At 69.8% G+C, this 17,646-nt stretch carries 15 protein-coding genes; 1 reads left to right on the top strand and 14 read right to left on the bottom strand.

The window, feature by feature from the left end:
- Window positions 1–73: 73 nt before the first annotated feature.
- The 14 genes from nuoN to ACFW2Y_RS04460 all read right to left on the bottom strand — a co-directional run bounded on the left by nuoN (window position 74) and on the right by ACFW2Y_RS04460 (window position 15,998).
- On the bottom strand, window positions 74–1,735 hold the full coding sequence (gene nuoN, locus ACFW2Y_RS04395; protein ID WP_384873346.1) for an NADH-quinone oxidoreductase subunit NuoN: 1,662 nt from the start codon (window positions 1,733–1,735) through the stop codon (window positions 74–76).
- Window positions 1,732–3,342 (bottom strand): NADH-quinone oxidoreductase subunit M, encoded by a 1,611-nt coding sequence (locus ACFW2Y_RS04400; protein WP_384873348.1) that lies wholly within the window; start codon window positions 3,340–3,342, stop codon window positions 1,732–1,734. The genes nuoN and ACFW2Y_RS04400 overlap by 4 nt, the downstream gene beginning before the upstream one ends.
- 5 nt (window positions 3,343–3,347) lie before the next feature.
- Window positions 3,348–5,240, bottom strand: a complete 1,893-nt coding sequence (gene nuoL / locus ACFW2Y_RS04405) for an NADH-quinone oxidoreductase subunit L (protein ID WP_384873351.1) — start codon at window positions 5,238–5,240, stop codon at window positions 3,348–3,350.
- A gap of 10 nt (window positions 5,241–5,250) precedes the next feature.
- Window positions 5,251–5,550, bottom strand: coding sequence for an NADH-quinone oxidoreductase subunit NuoK (gene nuoK / locus ACFW2Y_RS04410; protein ID WP_017239464.1), 300 nt, complete (start codon window positions 5,548–5,550; stop codon window positions 5,251–5,253).
- On the bottom strand, window positions 5,547–6,380 hold the full coding sequence (locus ACFW2Y_RS04415) for an NADH-quinone oxidoreductase subunit J (protein WP_384873354.1): 834 nt from the start codon (window positions 6,378–6,380) through the stop codon (window positions 5,547–5,549). Before ACFW2Y_RS04415 ends, nuoK begins: the two co-directional genes overlap by 4 nt.
- The gene (gene nuoI, locus ACFW2Y_RS04420; RefSeq protein WP_384873357.1) at window positions 6,377–6,973 is read right to left on the bottom strand and encodes an NADH-quinone oxidoreductase subunit NuoI; all 597 of its coding nucleotides are present in this window, start codon (window positions 6,971–6,973) and stop codon (window positions 6,377–6,379) included. The genes ACFW2Y_RS04415 and nuoI overlap by 4 nt, the downstream gene beginning before the upstream one ends.
- On the bottom strand, window positions 6,948–8,312 hold the full coding sequence (gene nuoH, locus ACFW2Y_RS04425) for an NADH-quinone oxidoreductase subunit NuoH (protein WP_384873360.1): 1,365 nt from the start codon (window positions 8,310–8,312) through the stop codon (window positions 6,948–6,950). The genes nuoI and nuoH overlap by 26 nt, the downstream gene beginning before the upstream one ends.
- The gene (locus ACFW2Y_RS04430; protein ID WP_384873362.1) at window positions 8,309–10,792 is read right to left on the bottom strand and encodes an NADH-quinone oxidoreductase subunit G; all 2,484 of its coding nucleotides are present in this window, start codon (window positions 10,790–10,792) and stop codon (window positions 8,309–8,311) included. Before ACFW2Y_RS04430 ends, nuoH begins: the two co-directional genes overlap by 4 nt.
- Complete coding sequence (gene nuoF, locus ACFW2Y_RS04435; RefSeq protein ID WP_384873365.1) at window positions 10,789–12,138, bottom strand: NADH-quinone oxidoreductase subunit NuoF; 1,350 nt, start codon at window positions 12,136–12,138, stop codon at window positions 10,789–10,791. Before nuoF ends, ACFW2Y_RS04430 begins: the two co-directional genes overlap by 4 nt.
- Window positions 12,135–12,881, bottom strand: a complete 747-nt coding sequence (gene nuoE / locus ACFW2Y_RS04440) for an NADH-quinone oxidoreductase subunit NuoE (protein ID WP_384873368.1) — start codon at window positions 12,879–12,881, stop codon at window positions 12,135–12,137. Before nuoE ends, nuoF begins: the two co-directional genes overlap by 4 nt.
- Window positions 12,878–14,224 carry an NADH-quinone oxidoreductase subunit D gene (locus tag ACFW2Y_RS04445; protein ID WP_384873371.1) on the bottom strand — a complete coding sequence of 449 codons (1,347 nt, stop codon included), beginning with the start codon at window positions 14,222–14,224 and terminating at the stop codon, window positions 12,878–12,880. The genes nuoE and ACFW2Y_RS04445 overlap by 4 nt, the downstream gene beginning before the upstream one ends.
- Entirely contained in the window at window positions 14,221–14,952 is a 732-nt protein-coding gene (locus ACFW2Y_RS04450; RefSeq protein WP_384873374.1) for an NADH-quinone oxidoreductase subunit C, read from the bottom strand. The genes ACFW2Y_RS04445 and ACFW2Y_RS04450 overlap by 4 nt, the downstream gene beginning before the upstream one ends.
- Before the next feature lie 114 nt (window positions 14,953–15,066).
- Entirely contained in the window at window positions 15,067–15,621 is a 555-nt protein-coding gene (locus ACFW2Y_RS04455) for a NuoB/complex I 20 kDa subunit family protein (protein WP_384873377.1), read from the bottom strand.
- A gap of 17 nt (window positions 15,622–15,638) precedes the next feature.
- Window positions 15,639–15,998 carry an NADH-quinone oxidoreductase subunit A gene (locus ACFW2Y_RS04460; protein ID WP_019888619.1) on the bottom strand — a complete coding sequence of 120 codons (360 nt, stop codon included), beginning with the start codon at window positions 15,996–15,998 and terminating at the stop codon, window positions 15,639–15,641.
- Between the two features lie 659 nt (window positions 15,999–16,657).
- Here ACFW2Y_RS04460 and ACFW2Y_RS04465 point away from each other — a divergent pair.
- On the top strand, window positions 16,658–17,542 hold the full coding sequence (locus ACFW2Y_RS04465) for a C40 family peptidase (protein ID WP_384873434.1): 885 nt from the start codon (window positions 16,658–16,660) through the stop codon (window positions 17,540–17,542).
- The last annotated feature ends 104 nt before the right edge of the window (window positions 17,543–17,646 follow it).

Consider the following 17,646-nt stretch of genomic DNA (forward strand, 5'->3'; position numbering starts at 1 on the left):
GCACGGGCCCTGTCAGGACGGCGAAGGGGCCCGGCTCGCCCCCCGAGCCGGGCCCCTCTCGCGCGCCTCCGTCCTACCGGACGAACACGCTCGCCTGGTTGGCCAGGTTCAGGAAGTACTGCGGGGCGAGGCCGAGGACCAGGGTGACCGCCACGCCCGCGGCGATCGTCAGGGAGGTCAGCACCGAGGGGACGGCGACCGTGGGGCCGTCGGCCTTCGGCTCGCTGAAGAACATCAGCACGATGACCCGGACGTAGAAGAACGCGGCGATCGCCGAGGAGATCACGCCGACCACGACGAGGGCGCCCGCACCGCCGTCCGCCGCCGCCTTGAAGACCGCGAACTTGCCGGAGAAACCGGAGGTCAGCGGGATGCCGGCGAAGGCGAGCAGGAAGACCGCGAAGACCGCGGCGACCAGCGGGGAACGGCGCCCGAGCCCGGCCCACTTGGACAGGTGGGTGGCCTCGCCGCCCGCGTCCCGGACCAGGGTGACGACGGCGAAGGCACCGATCGTCACGAAGGAGTAGGCGCCCAGGTAGAAGAGGACGGAGGAGATGCCGCTCGGGGTGGCGGCGATGACGCCCGCCAGCAGGAAGCCCGCGTGCGCGATCGAGGAGTACGCCAGCAGCCGCTTGACGTCGGTCTGGGTGATGGCGATGACCGCACCGCCCAGCATGGTGACGATGGCGACGCCCCACATGACGGGACGCCAGTCCCAGGTGAGGCCCGGGAGCACCACGTAGAGCAGGCGGAGCAGCGCGCCGAAGGCGGCGACCTTGGTCGCGGCGGCCATGAAGCCGGTGACCGGGGTCGGGGCGCCCTGGTAGACGTCCGGCGTCCACATGTGGAACGGCACGGCGCCGACCTTGAAGAGGAGCCCGACGAGCAGCAGGGCGAAGCCGATGAGCAGCAGCGCGTCGTTGCCCATGGTGCCGGCGAGCGCCGGGTCGACCGAGCCGATCGCGCCGTCCACGACGTTCGCGATGGTGGCGTACGAGACGGAGCCCGCGTAGCCGTAGAGCAGGGCGATCCCGAAGAGCAGGAAGGCCGAGGAGAACGCGCCGAGCAGGAAGTACTTGACGGCCGCCTCCTGCGACATCAGCCGCTTGCGGCGGGCGACGGCACAGAGCAGGTACAGCGGGAGGGAGAAGACCTCCAGGGCGATGAAGAGCGTCAGGAGGTCGTTGGCGGCCGGGAACACCAGCATGCCGGTGATCGCGAAGAGCGCGAGCGGGAAGACCTCGGTGGTGGTGAAGCCGGCCCGCACGGCGGCCTTCTCCTGGTCGCTGCCGGGGACGGCGGCGGCCTCGGCGGCGAAGGAGTCGACCTTGTGGCCGTGGTCGGCCGGGTCGAGCCTGCGCTCGGCGAAGGTGAAGACCGCCACGATCGAGGCGAGCAGGATGGTGCCCTGGAGGAAGAGGGCGGGGCCGTCGACGGCGATGGCGCCCATGGCCGCGATGTGGGCCTTGGTGGAGCCGTAGCCGCCGGCCGCGAGGCCGACCACGGCGGCGAAGGCGGCGGCGAGCGCCAGGACGGACAGGAACACCTGGGTGAAGTAACGGCCCTTGCGGGGCACGAAGGCCTCGACGAGGACGCTGAGGACCGCGGCGCCCACCACGATGAGCACCGGCGAGAGCTGGGTGTACTCGATGTGGGGGGCCGGGATCTTCTCCAGCGGCCCGGCGGCGGTCGTCCACAGGCCGTGGACGGGGGATGCGACGGCGGATGTGCTCACTTGGCCGCCTCCACGTTCTGGATGGAAGGCTGGGGGTCCTTCTGCTGGACGTCGGACATGGTGTGCTGGACCGCCGGGTTGACGACGTCCGTGAGCGGCTTCGGGAAGACCCCGAGGAAGATCAGGACGGCGATCAGCGGAACGACCACGGCCAGTTCGCGCGCCCTCAGGTCGGGCAGCGCCCGCACCTCCTCCTTCACCGGCCCGGTCATCGTCCGCTGGTACAGGACGAGGGTGTAGAGCGCGGCGAGGACGATGCCGGTGGTGGCGATGATGCCGGCCACCGGGTACCGGGCGTACGTGCCGACCAGGACGAGGAACTCGCTGACGAACGGCGCGAGTCCAGGCAGCGACAGGGTGGCGAGGCCGCCGATCAGGAAGGTGCCGGCGAGCACCGGGGCGACCTTCTGGACGCCTCCGTAGTCGGCGATGAGCCGCGAGCCGCGCCGGGAGATCAGGAAGCCGGCGACCAGCATGAGCGCGGCCGTCGAGATGCCGTGGTTCACCATGTAGAGGGTGGCGCCGGACTGGCCCTGGCTGGTCATCGCGAAGATGCCCAGGATGATGAAGCCGAAGTGCGAGATCGACGCGTAGGCGACCAGGCGCTTGATGTCCCGCTGGCCGACCGCGAGCAGCGCCCCGTAGACGATGCTGATGAGGGCGAGGACGACGATCGCGGGGGTGGCCCACTGGGAGGCCTCGGGGAAGAGCCCCAGGCAGAAGCGGAGCATCGCGAAGGTGCCGACCTTGTCGACGACGGCGGTGATGAGGACGGCGACCGGGGCGGTGGCCTCCCCCATCGCGTTCGGCAGCCAGGTGTGCAGCGGCCAGAGCGGAGCCTTGACGGCGAAGGCGAAGAAGAAGCCGAGGAAGAGCAGCCGCTCGGTGGTGGTGGCCATCTCCAGGGAGCCGTTGGCACGGGCCTCGGCGATCTCCGTCAGGGAGAAGTTGCCGGCGACGACGTACAACCCGATGACGGCGGCCAGCATGATCAGGCCGCCGACCAGGTTGTAGAGGAGGAACTTGACCGCCGCGTACGAGCGCTGGGCCGCCGCGTTCTCGTCGGATCCCGTGTGGGCGCGGTCGCCGAAGCCGCCGATGAGGAAGTACATCGGGATGAGCATGGCTTCGAAGAGGACGTAGAAGAGGAAGACGTCGGTGGCCTCGAAGGAGAGGATCACCATCGCCTCGACCATGAGGATCAGGGCGAAGAAGCCCTGGGTCGGACGCCACCGCTTGTCGACGCGGTCCCGGGAGCCTCCCCCGCCCGAAGGACTCGGGGAGGGGTCGGCGTCGTGCCAACCGGCCAGGATCACGAAGGGGACCAGCAGGGCGGTGAGCGCGATCAGCGCCACGCCGATGCCGTCGACGCCCAGTTCGTAGCGGACGCCGAAGTCCTTGATCCAGGTCTGGGACTCGGTCAACTGGTACCGCGCGCCGCCGGGTTCGAACCGGGCGAAGACGACGGCGGCGAGCACGAGCGTGCCGAGCGAGACCAGCAGCGCCAGCCATTTGGCGGCGGTGCGCCGGGCGGCGGGGACGGCGGCGGTGAGGATCGCACCGACCGCCGGCACCGCTGCCGTCACCGTAAGGAGCGGGAAGGACATGGGGGTTACACCGCCCTCATCAGCAGGGTCGCGGCGATGAGCACCGCCGCGCCTCCGAACATGGAGACCGCGTAGGAGCGGACGTAGCCGTTCTGGAGCTTGCGCAGCCGGCCGGAGAGACCGCCCACCGAGGCCGCGGTGCCGTTCACCACGCCGTCGACGAGGGTGTGGTCGACGTAGACGAGCGAGCGGGTCAGGTGCGTGCCGCCGCGGACGAAGACGACGTGGTTGAAGTCGTCCTGGAGGAGGTCCTTGCGGGCCGCCCGGGTGAGCAGCGAACCGCGCGGGGCGACCGCCGGGACGGGCCGACGGCCGTACTGGAGGTAGGCGAGGCCGACGCCGACCACCATCACGGCGACGGTGGCCGCGGTGATGGCCGCGGCGCTGATCGGCGCATGGCCGTGCTCGAAGCCGGTGACGGGCTCCAGCCATTCGACGAATCCGGCGAACTCGAAGAAGGCGCCTCCGGCGACCGACCCGACGGCGAGGAGCACCATCGGGATGACCATGGACCGGGGGGACTCGTGCGGGTGCGGCTCGTGGCCCTCGGCATCGGGCTGCCAGCGCTTCTCCCCGAAGAAGGTCATCAGCATGACGCGGGTCATGTAGTACGCGGTGATGGCCGCGCCGAGCAGGGTGACCGCGCCGAGGATCCAGCCCTCCGTGCCGCCCTTGGCGAAGGCCGCCTCGATGATCTTGTCCTTGGAGAAGAAGCCGGACAGGCCGGGGAAGCCGATGATCGCGAGGTAGCCGAGGCCGAAGGTGACGAAGGTGACCGGCATGTACTTCCGCAGACCGCCGTACCTCCGCATGTCGACCTCGTCGTTCATGCCGTGCATGACCGAGCCCGCACCGAGGAACAGCCCGGCCTTGAAGAAGCCGTGCGTGACCAGGTGCATGATCGCGAAGACGTAGCCGATGGGGCCGAGGCCGGCCGCCAGGATCATGTAGCCGATCTGCGACATCGTGGAACCGGCGAGGGCCTTCTTGATGTCGTCCTTCGCGCAACCGACGATCGCACCGAAGAGGAGCGTGACCGCACCGACCACGGTGACGACGAGCTGGGCGTCCGGGGCCGCGTTGAAGACGTCGGCGGAACGGACGATCAGATAGACGCCGGCGGTCACCATGGTGGCCGCGTGGATGAGGGCCGAGACCGGGGTGGGGCCCTCCATGGCGTCCCCGAGCCAGGACTGCAGCGGCACCTGGGCCGACTTGCCGCAGGCCGCGAGGAGCAGCATCAGGCCGATCGCCGTCAGCTTGCCCTCGGATGCCTGGCCGGTGGCCTCCAGGACCGGCCCGAAGGCGAAGGTGCCGAAGGTGGTGAACATCAGCATGATCGCGATCGAGAGGCCCATGTCGCCGACCCGGTTGACCAGGAAGGCCTTCTTGGCCGCGGTGGCCGCGCTGGGCTTGTGCTGCCAGAAGCCGATCAGGAGGAACGAGGCGAGGCCCACGCCCTCCCAACCGAAGTAGAGGAGCAGGTAGTTGTCGGCGAGGACGAGCAGGAGCATCGCCGCGACGAACAGGTTGAGGTAGCCGAAGAACCGGCGGCGGCGCTCGTCGTGCTCCATGTATCCGATGGAGTACACGTGGATGAGCGTGCCGACCCCGGTGATCAGCAGGACGAAGGTCATCGACAGCTGGTCGAGCTGGAAGGCCATGTCCGCCTGGAAGCCCTCGACGGGGATCCAGGTGAAGAGCTGCTGGTGCAGGGTCCGGTCCTCGGCGGTCTTGCCGAACATGTCGGCGAAGAGCACCAGGCCGATCACGAACGAGCCGGCCGCGAGCAGGGTGCCGAGCCAGTGCCCGGTCCTGTCCAGCCGTCGGCCGCCGCAGAGCAGGACGGCCGCCCCCAACAGGGGCACCCCGACGAGCAGTGCAATGAGATTTTCCACGGTCAGCCCCTCACAGCTTCATCAGGCTGGCGTCGTCGACCGAGGCCGAGTGGCGGGCACGGAAGACGGACACGATGATCGCGAGCCCGACGACGACCTCCGCGGCGGCGACGACCATCGTGAAGAAGGCGATGATCTGGCCGTCGAGGTTGCCGTGCATGCGGGAGAAGGTGACGAACGCGAGGTTGCAGGCGTTGAGCATCAGCTCGACGCACATGAAGACGACGATCGCGTTGCGTCGGATCAGCACCCCGGCCGCACCGATGGTGAACAACAGGGCGGCGAGGTAAAGGTAGTTGACGGGGTTCACCGGGAAGCCTCCTCTTCACGGCCCAGGCGCTCCGCCGACCGCTGCTCCAGGGCCTTGAGGTCCGAGAGCGCCTCGTCGGACACGTCCCGGACCTGGCCCCGCTCGCGCAGGGTCGAGATGACGGTGAGCTCGGACGGGGTGCCGTCGGGCAGCAGACCGGCGATGTCCACGGCGTTGTGCCGGGCGTACACGCCGGGCGCGGGCAGCGGCGGCACGTGCTTGCCTTCCCGCACGCGCTGCTCGGCGAGTTCGCGCTGGGTGCGGGCGCGCTCGGTGCGCTCCCGGTGGGTGAGCACCATCGCGCCGACCGCCGCCGTGATCAACAGTGCACCGGTGATCTCGAAGGCGAAGACGTACTTGGTGAAGATGAGGGCGGCGAGGCCCTCGACGTTCCCGCCGTAGGCGCCGTTGGCGGCGCCGAGGCCGGTGAACTCCGACAGGGAGGCGTTGCCGATGCCGGCGGCCAGCAGGATGCCGAAGCCGAGACCGCAGGCGACGGCCCACCAGTGCTGTCCCTTGATCGTCTCCTTCAGCGAGTCCGCGGCCGTGACGCCGACCAGCATGACGACGAAGAGGAAGAGCATCATGATCGCGCCGGTGTAGACGACGATCTGGACGATGCCGAGGAAGTAGGCGCCGTTCGCCAGGTAGAAGACCGCCAGGACGATCATCGTGCCGGCGAGGCAGAGGGCCGAGTGCACGGCCTTCTTCATGAGGATCGTGCACAGCGCCCCGACGACGGCGACGGTGCCGAGGATCCAGAACTGGACGGCCTCACCGGTGGAGGTGCCGGCGGAGAGGGTGACCGCTGCGGCGAGGTTCGCACTCATGCGTCCGCCCCTTCCGGCTCGGCCTTCTCCCCCTTGGAGACCGCGACCTGACGGACGGTGCCGGGCGCGGCCTCGGTGACCAGGCCCTGGTAGTAGTCCTGCTCGGTCATGCCCGGGTGGATCGCGTGCGGCGAGTCGACCATCTTCTCGTCCAGACCGGCGAGGAGCTGCTCCTTGGTGTAGATCAGGTTCTCGCGGGAGGAGTCGGCCAGTTCGAACTCGTTGGTCATCGTCAGTGCGCGCGTGGGGCAGGCCTCGATGCACAGGCCGCAGAGGATGCAGCGGGCGTAGTTGATCTGGTAGACGCGGCCGTACCGCTCGCCCGGCGAGTAGCGCTCCTCGTCGGTGTTGTCCGCGCCCTCCACGTAGATGGCGTCGGCGGGGCAGGCCCAGGCGCACAACTCGCAGCCGACGCACTTCTCCAAGCCGTCGGGGTGACGGTTGAGTTGGTGTCGACCGTGGAAGCGGGGCGCCGTCGTCTTCTGCTGCTCCGGGTACTGCTCGGTCAGCCGCTTCTTGAACATGGCCTTGAAGGTCACGCCGAAGCCGGCCACCGGATTCTGGAAATCAGACACCGTCCGTCTCCTTTCCATCACTCGCAGGAGCAGTATCGGGGCCACCGCTGACGACGAGGTCCCGGTCGTGCCGGGGCCTGCGCCGCGGTACGGGCGGCAGGGACTGTCCGGGCTTGGGCGGTACGGGGAAGCCGCCGGCCATCGGGTCGAAGGGGGCCGCGGTCCCGGGGGTTCCTGCCACGGCCTTGGTCTTCCGCTCGCGGAAGAGGTCGACGAGGAAGGAGAGCAGCAGCAGGGCGAGGACGGCACCGGCCACGTACAGGACGATGTTGCCGAAAGCGATGTTCTCGTTCCGCAGCGCCCGGACGGTGGCGACCAGCATCAGCCAGACCACGGAGACCGGGATGAGCACCTTCCAGCCGAGCTTCATCAGCTGGTCGTAGCGGACGCGGGGCAGGGTGCCGCGCAGCCAGATGAAGAAGAACAGCAGCAGCTGCACCTTGATGACGAACCAGAGCATCGGCCACCAGCCGTGGTTCGCGCCCTCCCAGAAGGTGGAGACCGGGTACGGGGCCCGCCAGCCGCCCAGGAAGAGGGTCACCGACACGGCCGAGACCGTCACCATGTTCACGTACTCGGCGAGCATGAACATCGCGAACTTGATGGACGAGTACTCGGTGTTGAAGCCGCCGACGAGGTCTCCCTCGGACTCCGGCATGTCGAACGGCGCACGGTTGGTCTCGCCGACCATCGTGACGACGTAGATGATGAAGGAGACCGGGAGCAGGATCACGAACCAGCGGTCCGCCTGCGCCTCGACGATCGCCGAGGTCGACATCGACCCGGAGTAGAGGAAGACGGACGCGAAGGCCGCACCCATGGCGATCTCGTACGAGATCATCTGCGCGCAGGAGCGGAGGCCGCCCAGCAGCGGGTACGTCGAGCCCGAGGACCAGCCGGCGAGGACGATGCCGTAGATGCCGACGGAGGCGACCGCGAGGACGTACAGCATCGCGATCGGCAGGTCGGTCAGCTGCATCGCGGTCCGGTGGCCGAAGATCGAGACCTCGTTGCCGGCCGGGCCGAAGGGGATCACCGCGATCGCCATGAAGGCGGGGATCGCGGCGACGATCGGGGCGAGGACGTAGACGACCTTGTCGGCCCGCCGGACGATCACGTCCTCCTTGAGCATCAGCTTGATGCCGTCCGCGAGGGACTGGAGGAGGCCCCAGGGGCCGTGCCGGTTGGGGCCGATGCGCAGCTGCATCCAGGCGACGACCTTGCGCTCCCACACGATGGAGAAGAGCACCGTGACCATCAGGAAGGCGAAGCAGAAGACGGCCTTGATCAGGACGAGCCACCAGGGGTCCGTGCCGAACATGGACAGGTCTTCGGCCGCCAGGACGTTCGGGGTCATGACTGCACCTCCTGCGGGGTCGCCGGGCCGATGCGGACCGGGTCGCCGGGGTGGGCGCCGGTGTCGGAGAGGACGCCGCGGCCGGTGGAGTTCAGCGGCAGCCAGACCACGCGGTCGGGCATCTCGGTCACCTGGAGCGGGAAGGCGACGGAGCCGGTGGGGCCGGTCACCTCCAGGACGTCGCCGTCCTTGACTCCGGTGTCGGCGGCGGTGGCGGCGGAGAGCCGGGCGACCGCCGCGTGCCGGGTGCCGGCCAGTGCGGAGTCGCCCTCCTGGAGCCTGCCGAGGTCGAGGAGGAGGCGGTGTCCGGCGAGGACGGCCTCGCCCTCGCCGGCCCGGGGGGCCGGCTGGCCGGGCACGCTGGGCTCGGAGGCCCGCTCCTCGGCCCATCCGCCGAGCCGGTCCAGCTCCCGGCGGGCCGACCGCAGGTCGGGCAGGCCGAGGTGGGCGTCGAGGGCATCGGCGAGCATGTGGAGCACCCGGGCATCGCTCGGTGCGAGGGACCGGGTCATCTGCTCGGGCTTGAGCGCGGCCTCGAAGAGCCGGGCCCTGCCCTCCCAGTTGAGGAAGGTGCCGGGCTTCTCGGCGACGGCGGCGACCGGCAGGACCACGTCGGCGCGCTCCGTCACCTCGCCGGGCCGCAGCTCCAGGGAGACGACGAAGGCCGTTTCGAGGGCCTCGCGGGCGCGTGCCGGGTCCGGCAGGTCGGCGACCTCGACGCCGGCGACGAGCAGTGCGGCGAGTTCGCCGCCGGCGGCGGCCTCCACCATCTGGCCGGTGTCGCGTCCGTAGCGGTGCGGGAGTTCACGGACCCCCCAGGCCGCGGCGACCTCCTCGCGCGCCCGGGGGTCCGTCGCGGGCCGGCCGCCGGGCAGCAGGCTCGGGAGGGCGCCCGCCTCGATCGCCCCGCGCTCACCGGCACGGCGCGGGATCCACACCAACTTCGCGCCGGTGGCCACGGAGGCGCGCAGGGCGGCGGTGAGGGCGCCGGGCACGCCCGCGAGGCGCTCGCCGACGAGGATGACGGCGCCCTCCTGGCGGAGGGACTCGGCGGCGGTGTGGCCGGTGGAGCTCAGGCCGACCCGGGAGGTGAGGGCGTCGAGCCACTCGGCTTCGGTGCCGGGGGCGGCGGGCAGCAGGGTGCCGCCCGCCTTCGTCAGGCCCCGGGTGGCGAAGGCCGCGACCGCGTAGGTCTTCTGGCCGTGCTTGCGCCAGGCCTTTCGGAGCCGCAGGAAGACGCCGGGGGCCTCCTCCTCGGACTCCAGGCCGACGAGGAGCACCGCCGGGGCGGCTTCGAGCGAGGTGTACGTGACGCCGTCCCCATCGAGGTCGCGACCGCGGCCGGCGACCGTGGAAGCCAGGAAGTCGGCCTCCTCTCCGGAGTGGATCCGGGCCCGGAAGTCGATGTCGTTGGTGTCGAGGGCGACCCGGGCGAACTTGGCGTACGCGTAGGAGTCCTCGACGGTCAGCCTGCCGCCGGTCAGCACGCCGGTCCGGCCGCGGACGAGTCCGCGGGCGGCGGCCTCCAGGGCCTCGGGCCAGGAGGCCGCCTCCAGTTCACCGGACTCGGGATTCCGGACGAGCGGGGTGGTGAGCCGGTCGCGCTGCTGGGCGTACCGGAAGCCGAAGCGGCCCTTGTCGCAGATCCACTCCTCGTTGACCTCGGGGTCCTCGGCGGCGAGCCTCCGCACGACCTTGCCGCGCCGGTGGTCGGTGCGGGTGGCGCAGCCGCCCGCGCAGTGCTCGCAGACGGACGGCGTGGAGACCAGGTCGAAGGGGCGGGAGCGGAAGCGGTAGGCCGCCGAGGTGAGGGCGCCGACCGGGCAGATCTGGATGGTGTTGCCGGAGAAGTACGACTCGAAGGGGTCGCCCTCGCCGGTGCCGACCTGTTGGAGCGCACCGCGCTCGATGAGCTCGATCATCGGGTCGCCGGCGACCTGGTTGGAGAAGCGGGTGCAGCGGGCGCACAGGACGCAGCGCTCGCGGTCGAGGAGCACCTGGGTGGAGATCGGAATCGGCTTCTCGTACGTCCGCTTGACGCCTTCGAAGCGGGACTCGGCCTGTCCGTGGGACATGGCCTGGTTCTGCAGGGGGCACTCGCCGCCCTTGTCGCAGACCGGGCAGTCCAGCGGGTGGTTGACGAGCAGCAGCTCCATCACCCCGTGCTGGGCCTTCTCGGCCACGGGGCTGGTCAGTTGGGACTTCACCACCATGCCGTCGGTGCAGGTGATGGTGCAGGAGGCCATGGGCTTGCGCTGGCCTTCGACCTCGACGATGCACTGGCGGCAGGCGCCGGCGGGGTCGAGGAGCGGGTGGTCGCAGAAGCGCGGGATCTCGATGCCGAGTTGCTCGGCGGCGCGGATGACCAGCGTCCCCTTGGGGACGGAGATCTCGGCGCCGTCGATGGTCAGCGTGACGAGGTCCTCGGGGGGCACCGGCGCGCTGCCGCCGCCGCTGGGCGTGGACGCGATGACGGTCATGCGGTCACCTCCTTGTGGTTGTCCGCCCAGGCGGTCGACTTGGCCGGGTCGAAGGGACAGCCCCCGCCCGTGATGTGCTGCTCGTACTCCTCGCGGAAGTACTTCAACGAGGAGAAGATCGGCGAGGCGGCGCCGTCGCCGAGGGCGCAGAACGACTTGCCGTTGATGTTGTCGGCGATGTCGTTGAGCTTGTCGAGGTCGGACGGGGAGCCCTTGCCGGCCTCGATGTCGCGGAGCAACTGGACGAGCCAGTAGGTGCCCTCGCGGCAGGGCGTGCACTTGCCGCAGGACTCGTGGGCGTAGAACTCGGTCCAGCGGGTGACGGCCCGCACCACGCAGGTGGTCTCGTCGAAGCACTGGAGCGCCTTGGTGCCGAGCATCGACCCGGCGGCGCCGACGCCCTCGTAGTCGAGGGGGACGTCGAGGTGCTCGTCGGTGAACATGGGGGTGGAGGAGCCGCCGGGCGTCCAGAACTTGAGCCGGTGGCCGGGCCGCATCCCGCCGCTCATGTCGAGGAGCTGCCGCAGGGTGATCCCCAGCGGGGCCTCGTACTGGCCGGGCGAGGCGACGTGCCCGCTGAGCGAGTAGAGCGTGAAGCCGGGGGACTTCTCGCTGCCCATCGACGTGAACCAGTCCTTGCCGCGGTGGAGGATCGCGGGAACCGAGGCGATGGACTCGACGTTGTTCACCACGGTGGGGCAGGCGTACAGACCGGCGACCGCGGGGAAGGGGGGACGCAGCCGGGGCTGGCCGCGACGCCCTTCGAGCGAGTCGAGCAGCGCGGTCTCCTCGCCGCAGATGTACGCGCCGGCGCCCGCGTGCACGGTCAGTTCGAGGTCGAGGCCGCTGCCGAGGACGTTGCTGCCGAGGTAGCCGGCGGCGTAGGCCTCGCGGACGGCCTCGTGGAGCCGCCGCAGCACGGGGACGACCTCGCCGCGCAGATAGATGAAGGCGTGGCGGGAGCGGATCGCGTAGCAGGCGATCACGATGCCCTCGATGAGCGAGTGCGGATTGGCGAAGAGGAGCGGGATGTCCTTGCAGGTGCCGGGCTCGGACTCGTCGGCGTTGACGACGAGGTAGTGCGGCTTGCCGTCGCCCTGCGGGATGAACTGCCACTTCATTCCGGTGGGGAAGCCGGCGCCGCCGCGACCGCGGAGGCCGGAGTCCTTGACGTACGCGATGAGGTCGTCGGGGCTCATCGCGAGGGCCCGCCTGAGGCCCTGGTAGCCCTCGTGTCGCTCGTAGGTCTCCAGGGTCCAGGAGTCGGGCTGGTCCCAGAAGGCCGACAGGACGGGCGCGAGCAGCTTCTCGGGGCTGCTGTTGTTGATCTCGGCGGCCAAGGTCATTCCTCCCCCTCCTGTCCGGAGGTCTCACCGCGCGGGTGGACGATTCGGTGGTGCTGCGGGTGCTCGCCCTTGGCGAGGCGCAGGCCGACCAGCGAGGCGGGTCCCGCGCCGCCGGTGGCTTCGACCGCTCCGGGGCGCTCGTCGGGGAAGCCGGCCAGGATGCGGGCGGTCTCCTTGAAGGTGCAGAGCGGGGCGCCCCGGGTGGGCTCGACGGTCCGACCGGCCCTCAGGTCGTCGACCATCTGCTTGGCGGACTCGGGCGTCTGGTTGTCGAAGAACTCCCAGTTGACCATCACGACGGGGGCGAAGTCGCAGGCCGCGTTGCACTCGATGTGTTCGAGGGTGATCTTGCCGTCGGCCGTGGTCTCGTCGTTGCCGACGCCGAGGTGCTCCTTGAGCTCCTCGAAGATGGCGTCGCCGCCCATCACCGCGCAGAGCGTGTTGGTGCAGACGCCGACCTGGTAGTCGCCGGAGGGCTTGCGCCGGTACATCGTGTAGAAGGTGGCGACGGCGGTGACCTCGGCGGTGGTCAGTCCGAGGACCTCGGCGCAGAACCGCATGCCGGTGCGGGTCACGTGGCCCTCCTCCGACTGCACCAGGTGCAGCATCGGCAGGAGCGCGGAGCGGGAGTCCGGGTAGCGGGCGATGATCGCCCGGGCGTCCTCTTCCAGGCGGGCGTGGACGTCCGCCGGGTAGGCGGGGGCGGGGAGCTGGGGCATGCCCAGGCTGATCTGGTCGGTCATCGGTCGACGCCTCCCATCACGGGGTCGATGGAGGCGACGGCGACGATGACGTCGGCGACCTGGCCGCCCTCGCACATCGCGGCCATGGCCTGGAGGTTGGTGAAGGACGGGTCGCGGAAGTGGACCCGGAAGGGACGGGTGCCGCCGTCGGAGACGACGTGGACGCCGAGCTCGCCCTTGGGGGATTCGACGGCCGCGTAGACCTGTCCGGCGGGGACCCGGAAACCCTCGGTGACCAACTTGAAGTGGTGGATGAGGGCCTCCATGGAGGTGCCCATGATCTTCGCGATGTGGTCCGTGGAGTTGCCGAGGCCGTCGGTGCCGAGCGCGAGCTGTGCGGGCCAGGCGATCTTCTTGTCGCCGACCATGACGGGGCCGGGCTCCAGGCGGTCGAGGCACTGCTCGACGATCCGGAGCGACTGCCGCATCTCCTCCAGGCGGACGAGGAAGCGTCCGTAGGAGTCGCAGGTGTCGGCGGTGGGGACGTCGAAGTCGTAGTCCTCGTAGCCGCAGTACGGGTCGGTCTTGCGCAGGTCGTGCGGAAGGCCCGCGGAGCGCAGGATCGGTCCGGTGGCGCCGAGGGCCATGCAACCGGAGAGGTCGAGGTAGCCGACGTCCTGCATGCGGGCCTTGAAGATGGGGTTGCCGGTGGCGAGCTTGTCGTACTCCGGCAGGTTCTTCTTCATGGTCTTCACGAACTCGCGCACGGCGTCGACGGCACCGGGCGGGAGGTCCTGGGCGAGGCCGCCCGGGCGGATGAAGGCGTGGTTCATGCGCAGGCCGGTGATCAGCTCGTACAGGTCCAGGATCATTTCGCGGTCCCGGAAGCCGTAGATCATGACCGTGGTGGCGCCGAGCTCCATGCCGCCGGTCGCGATGCAGACCAGGTGCGAGGAGAGGCGGTTGAGCTCCATCAGCAGCACCCGGATGACGCTGGCCCGGTCCGGGACCTGGTCGGTGATGCCGAGGAGCTTCTCCACGCCCAGGCAGTACGCCGTCTCGTTGTAGAACGAGGTGAGGTAGTCCATGCGCGTGACGAAGGTGGTGCCCTGGGTCCAGGTCCGGTACTCGAGGTTCTTCTCGATGCCGGTGTGGAGGTAGCCGATGCCGCAGCGGGCCTCGGTGACGGTCTCGCCGTCGATCTCCAGGATGAGGCGGAGCACGCCGTGGGTGGACGGGTGCTGGGGACCCATGTTGACGACGATGCGCTCGTCGTCGGCCTTGGCGGCGGAGTGGACGACCTCGTCCCAGTCGCCGCCGGTCACCGTGTAGACGGCGCCCTCCGTCGTCTCCCGCGGGGACTGCGACGCCGCGGCGGGGCTCGATGCGTTGGGGCTGGTCACGAGTACGACCTCCGCTGGTCCGGAGCCGGGATCTGGGCGCCCTTGTATTCGACGGCGATGCCGCCGAGGGGGTAGTCCTTGCGCTGCGGGTGGCCCTGCCAGTCGTCCGGCATCATGATCCGGGTGAGGGCGGGATGGCCGTCGAAGACGATGCCGAAGAAGTCGTAGGTCTCGCGCTCGTGCCAGTCGTTCGTCGGGTAGACGGCGGTGAGCGAGGGGATCCGCGGGTCGGCGTCCGGGGCCGAGACCTCCAGGCGGATCAGCCGGCCGTGGGTGAGCGAGCGCAGGTGGTAGACGGCGTGCAGCTCGCGCCCCTTGTCACCCGGGTAGTGGACGCCGGAGACGCCGGTGCAGAGCTCGAAGCGGAGCGCCGGGTCGTCGCGCAGGGTGCGGGCCACTCGGAGGAGGTGCTCGCGCTCGATGTGGAAGGTGAGCTCCCCGCGGTCGACGACCGTCTTCTCGATGGCGTTCTCCGGGAGGAGGCCCTGCTCCTCCAGGGCGCCTTCGAGTTCGTCGGCGACCTCGTCGAACCAGCCGCCGTACGGGCGGGCGGCCGGGCCGGGGAGCCGGACCGAGCGGACGAGACCGCCGTATCCGGAGGTGTCGCCGCCGTTGTTGGCGCCGAACATCCCGCGCTGGACGCGGACCTCCTCGCCGTGGTCCCCGCGCTGGCCCGGCAGGTTCTGCCCGCTGAGCTCCTTCTCGGGGTTGGGTGTCTCGTCACTCACTGGGCTGCCCCGTTTCCTTCTCCGCCCGCGCCGGGGCACCGCCCGCCGGAGGCGGGGGGAGCAGGGGCGCGGCCTTCGCTGTTGTCTGCGGCCAGGCGACCGTGCGCGCGTCGGTCACTGCAGCAGACCCTTCAACTCGATGGTCGGCAGGGCCTTGAGCGCCGCCTCCTCCGCCTCCCGGGCCGCCTCCTCGGCGTTCACGCCGAGCTTGGAGCCCTGGATCTTCTGGTGGAGCTTGAGGATCGCGTCCAGGAGCATCTCCGGACGCGGCGGGCAGCCGGGCAGGTAGATGTCGACCGGCACGATGTGGTCGACGCCCTGGACGATCGCGTAGTTGTTGAACATGCCGCCCGAGGAGGCACAGACGCCCATGGAGATGACCCACTTGGGGTTGGGCATCTGGTCGTAGACCTGCCTCAGGACGGGTGCCATCTTCTGGCTGACCCGGCCGGCGACGATCATCAGGTCGGCCTGGCGCGGCGAGCCGCGGAAGACCTCCATGCCGAAGCGGGCCAGGTCGTACCGGCCGGCTCCGGTGGTCATCATCTCGATGGCGCAGCAGGCGAGGCCGAAGGTCGCGGGGAACACGGACGCCTTGCGCACCCAGCCCGCGGCCTGTTCGACGGTCGTCAGCAGAAAGCCGCTCGGGAGTTTCTCTTCGAGTCCCATAGGTGCCCCTCAGCCCCTCAGTCCCATTCCAGGCCGCCGCGCCGCCACACGTACGCGTAGGCGACGAAGACGGTGAGCACGAAGAGCAGCATCTCCACGAGCCCGAAAAGCCCCAGGGCGTCGAAGGTGACGGCCCAGGGGTAGAGGAAGACGATCTCGATGTCGAAGACGATGAAGAGCATCGCCGTCAGGTAGTACTTGATCGGGAAGCGACCGCCCCCGGCGGGAGTGGGCGTCGGTTCGATGCCGCACTCGTACGCCTCAAGTTTTGCCCTGTTGTACCTCTTTGGCCCGATAAGCGTGGCCATGACCACGGAGAAGATCGCAAACCCCGCACCCAGGGCGCCGAGCACGAGGACGGGCGCGTACGCATTCACGCTCCTCGCTCCTTCCAGTCGTCCTTGACCGTTGGACCGCACCACCGGACCCCGAAAGATCGCCCCCATGTGAGGCAGTTCACAAGCCCGGCTGCCCCGCATCTTATGCCCGCCCCTCTGTGATCTGCGACACGGGGTGCGACAAGGACTTTGTGATCTCCACCACCTGACGAAGGATCATGAAGTCGGATGAGCAGTGATCTTGTTGCGCGAAGCGCCCAGGTGATCACCAGATGTGACATCCGGACCGGAAATCGCTGCTCGGAGGGGGTGTCGCTCTATCAAGCCATGGCTTGTACAAGCAAATTGGTGGTGGACGCATCCGGGTGATAAAGGAACCGCCGGTCGCCCGGTCGGGGGCCTTCGCGTACGGAGGTGGACGCGTGCGCGCCTCCACGGGCAAACCTGTGACCTGCGTCACCCTTCACAAGCGCACGAAGAAGAGGGCTTGGCCATCGGTGTGAAGAGGTGGTAAGTGACGGGCAATTCGGGCTTTTCATTGAAAACGCGTGATCAAGGGCCGGATGACTCATGCCCGATTTGCCCGTTACGGCGTCAATAAGGGTGCAGAAGAAGCGGATTCGGGGGTTCCGAACGTAACTGTGGCGCAACCCACGTTTCTTGAAGGGAACCGCATGGCCCTGATAGCGGTTGTCCTCATGTCCCACACCGCTCACATACCCAGCCACCGGAAGCCCCGCCGCAGCGCCTCGAAGCTCGCGCTCCGGGCCGGAGTTACCGGTGGCTTCCTCGGCACCATCGCGGTGGCCGGTGCCGCCGGGCCGGCGAATGCCGAGCCGGTGACCGAGACCATCGAAATGCCCACCCTGGGCTCCCTCAGCGCCGGCGCCGACCTCGCCAGTGCCGTCGCCGCCTCCGCGGAGGCCTCCCAGCAGGAGGCGCTCGACCAGAGCCTCCAGAGCCAGGAGGACGCGGCGCTGCAGAAGGCGGCCAAGGAGGCCAAGCAGGCCAAGGCCGAGGCCGACCGCAAGGCGGCTGCCGAGCGCGCCGAGAAGGCACGGCTCAAGGCCGAGCAGGAGCGCAAGGAGGCCGCGGAGCGCGCTTCCCGCGACGCCGCCCGCACCCAGCTCGCCACCACGAGCTCGTCGAGCAACGGCGGCTCCACCGGCTCGTCCTCCGGCAGCGGCGCCACCACCTCGAAGGGCAGCACCCAGACGCAGGCCCCCTCGGGCGCGGCGGCCACGATCGTGGCCTTCGCCAAGGCCCAGATCGGCGACGCCTACGTCTCCGGCGGCACCGGCCCCAACTCCTGGGACTGCTCGGGCCTCGTCCAGGCCGCCTACCGTGCGGCCGGCATCGACCTGCCCCGCATCTCGTACCAGCAGTCGAGCATGGGCACCTCCGTCTCGCTCGGCAACCTGCAGCCGGGCGACATCCTGTACTGGGGCAGCCGCAGCGGCTCGTACCACGTCGCCATCTACGTCGGCGGCGGCAAGTTCGTCGGCGCGCAGAACCCTTCCACCGGCGTGGTCGAGCGCTCCCTGGACTGGGACACTCCCTCGGGCGCGATCCGCATCCTCTGATCCTCACCCGCCCGTGCGGAAGGGCCGTTGCTCCTCGGGGGGGTGTCGGCCCGTCCGCACGGCCCGGGCCCGGGGGGCGCCGAGGACCGGCGGGGCGGCCGCCG

It is taken from the genome of Streptomyces sp. NPDC058877 (genome assembly GCF_042742855.1).
Lineage (GTDB): Bacteria > Actinomycetota > Actinomycetes > Streptomycetales > Streptomycetaceae > Streptomyces.

What these genes read in the sequence shown, in the direction of transcription:
- ACFW2Y_RS04400 (WP_384873348.1), bottom strand. Translation starts at nt 3,342, where the DNA reads ATGTCCTTCCCGCTCCTTACGGTGACGGCAGCGGTGCCGGCGGTCGGT.
- nuoE (WP_384873368.1), bottom strand. Translation starts at nt 12,881, where the DNA reads ATGACCGACCAGATCAGCCTGGGCATGCCCCAGCTCCCCGCCCCCGCC.
- ACFW2Y_RS04415 (WP_384873354.1), bottom strand. Translation starts at nt 6,380, where the DNA reads ATGAGTGCGAACCTCGCCGCAGCGGTCACCCTCTCCGCCGGCACCTCC.
- nuoH (WP_384873360.1), bottom strand. Translation starts at nt 8,312, where the DNA reads ATGACCCCGAACGTCCTGGCGGCCGAAGACCTGTCCATGTTCGGCACG.
- nuoI (WP_384873357.1), bottom strand. Translation starts at nt 6,973, where the DNA reads ATGGAAAGGAGACGGACGGTGTCTGATTTCCAGAATCCGGTGGCCGGC.
- ACFW2Y_RS04455 (WP_384873377.1), bottom strand. Translation starts at nt 15,621, where the DNA reads ATGGGACTCGAAGAGAAACTCCCGAGCGGCTTTCTGCTGACGACCGTC.
- ACFW2Y_RS04465 (WP_384873434.1), top strand. Translation starts at nt 16,658, where the DNA reads ATGTCCCACACCGCTCACATACCCAGCCACCGGAAGCCCCGCCGCAGC.
- ACFW2Y_RS04430 (WP_384873362.1), bottom strand. Translation starts at nt 10,792, where the DNA reads ATGACCGTCATCGCGTCCACGCCCAGCGGCGGCGGCAGCGCGCCGGTG.
- nuoF (WP_384873365.1), bottom strand. Translation starts at nt 12,138, where the DNA reads ATGACCTTGGCCGCCGAGATCAACAACAGCAGCCCCGAGAAGCTGCTC.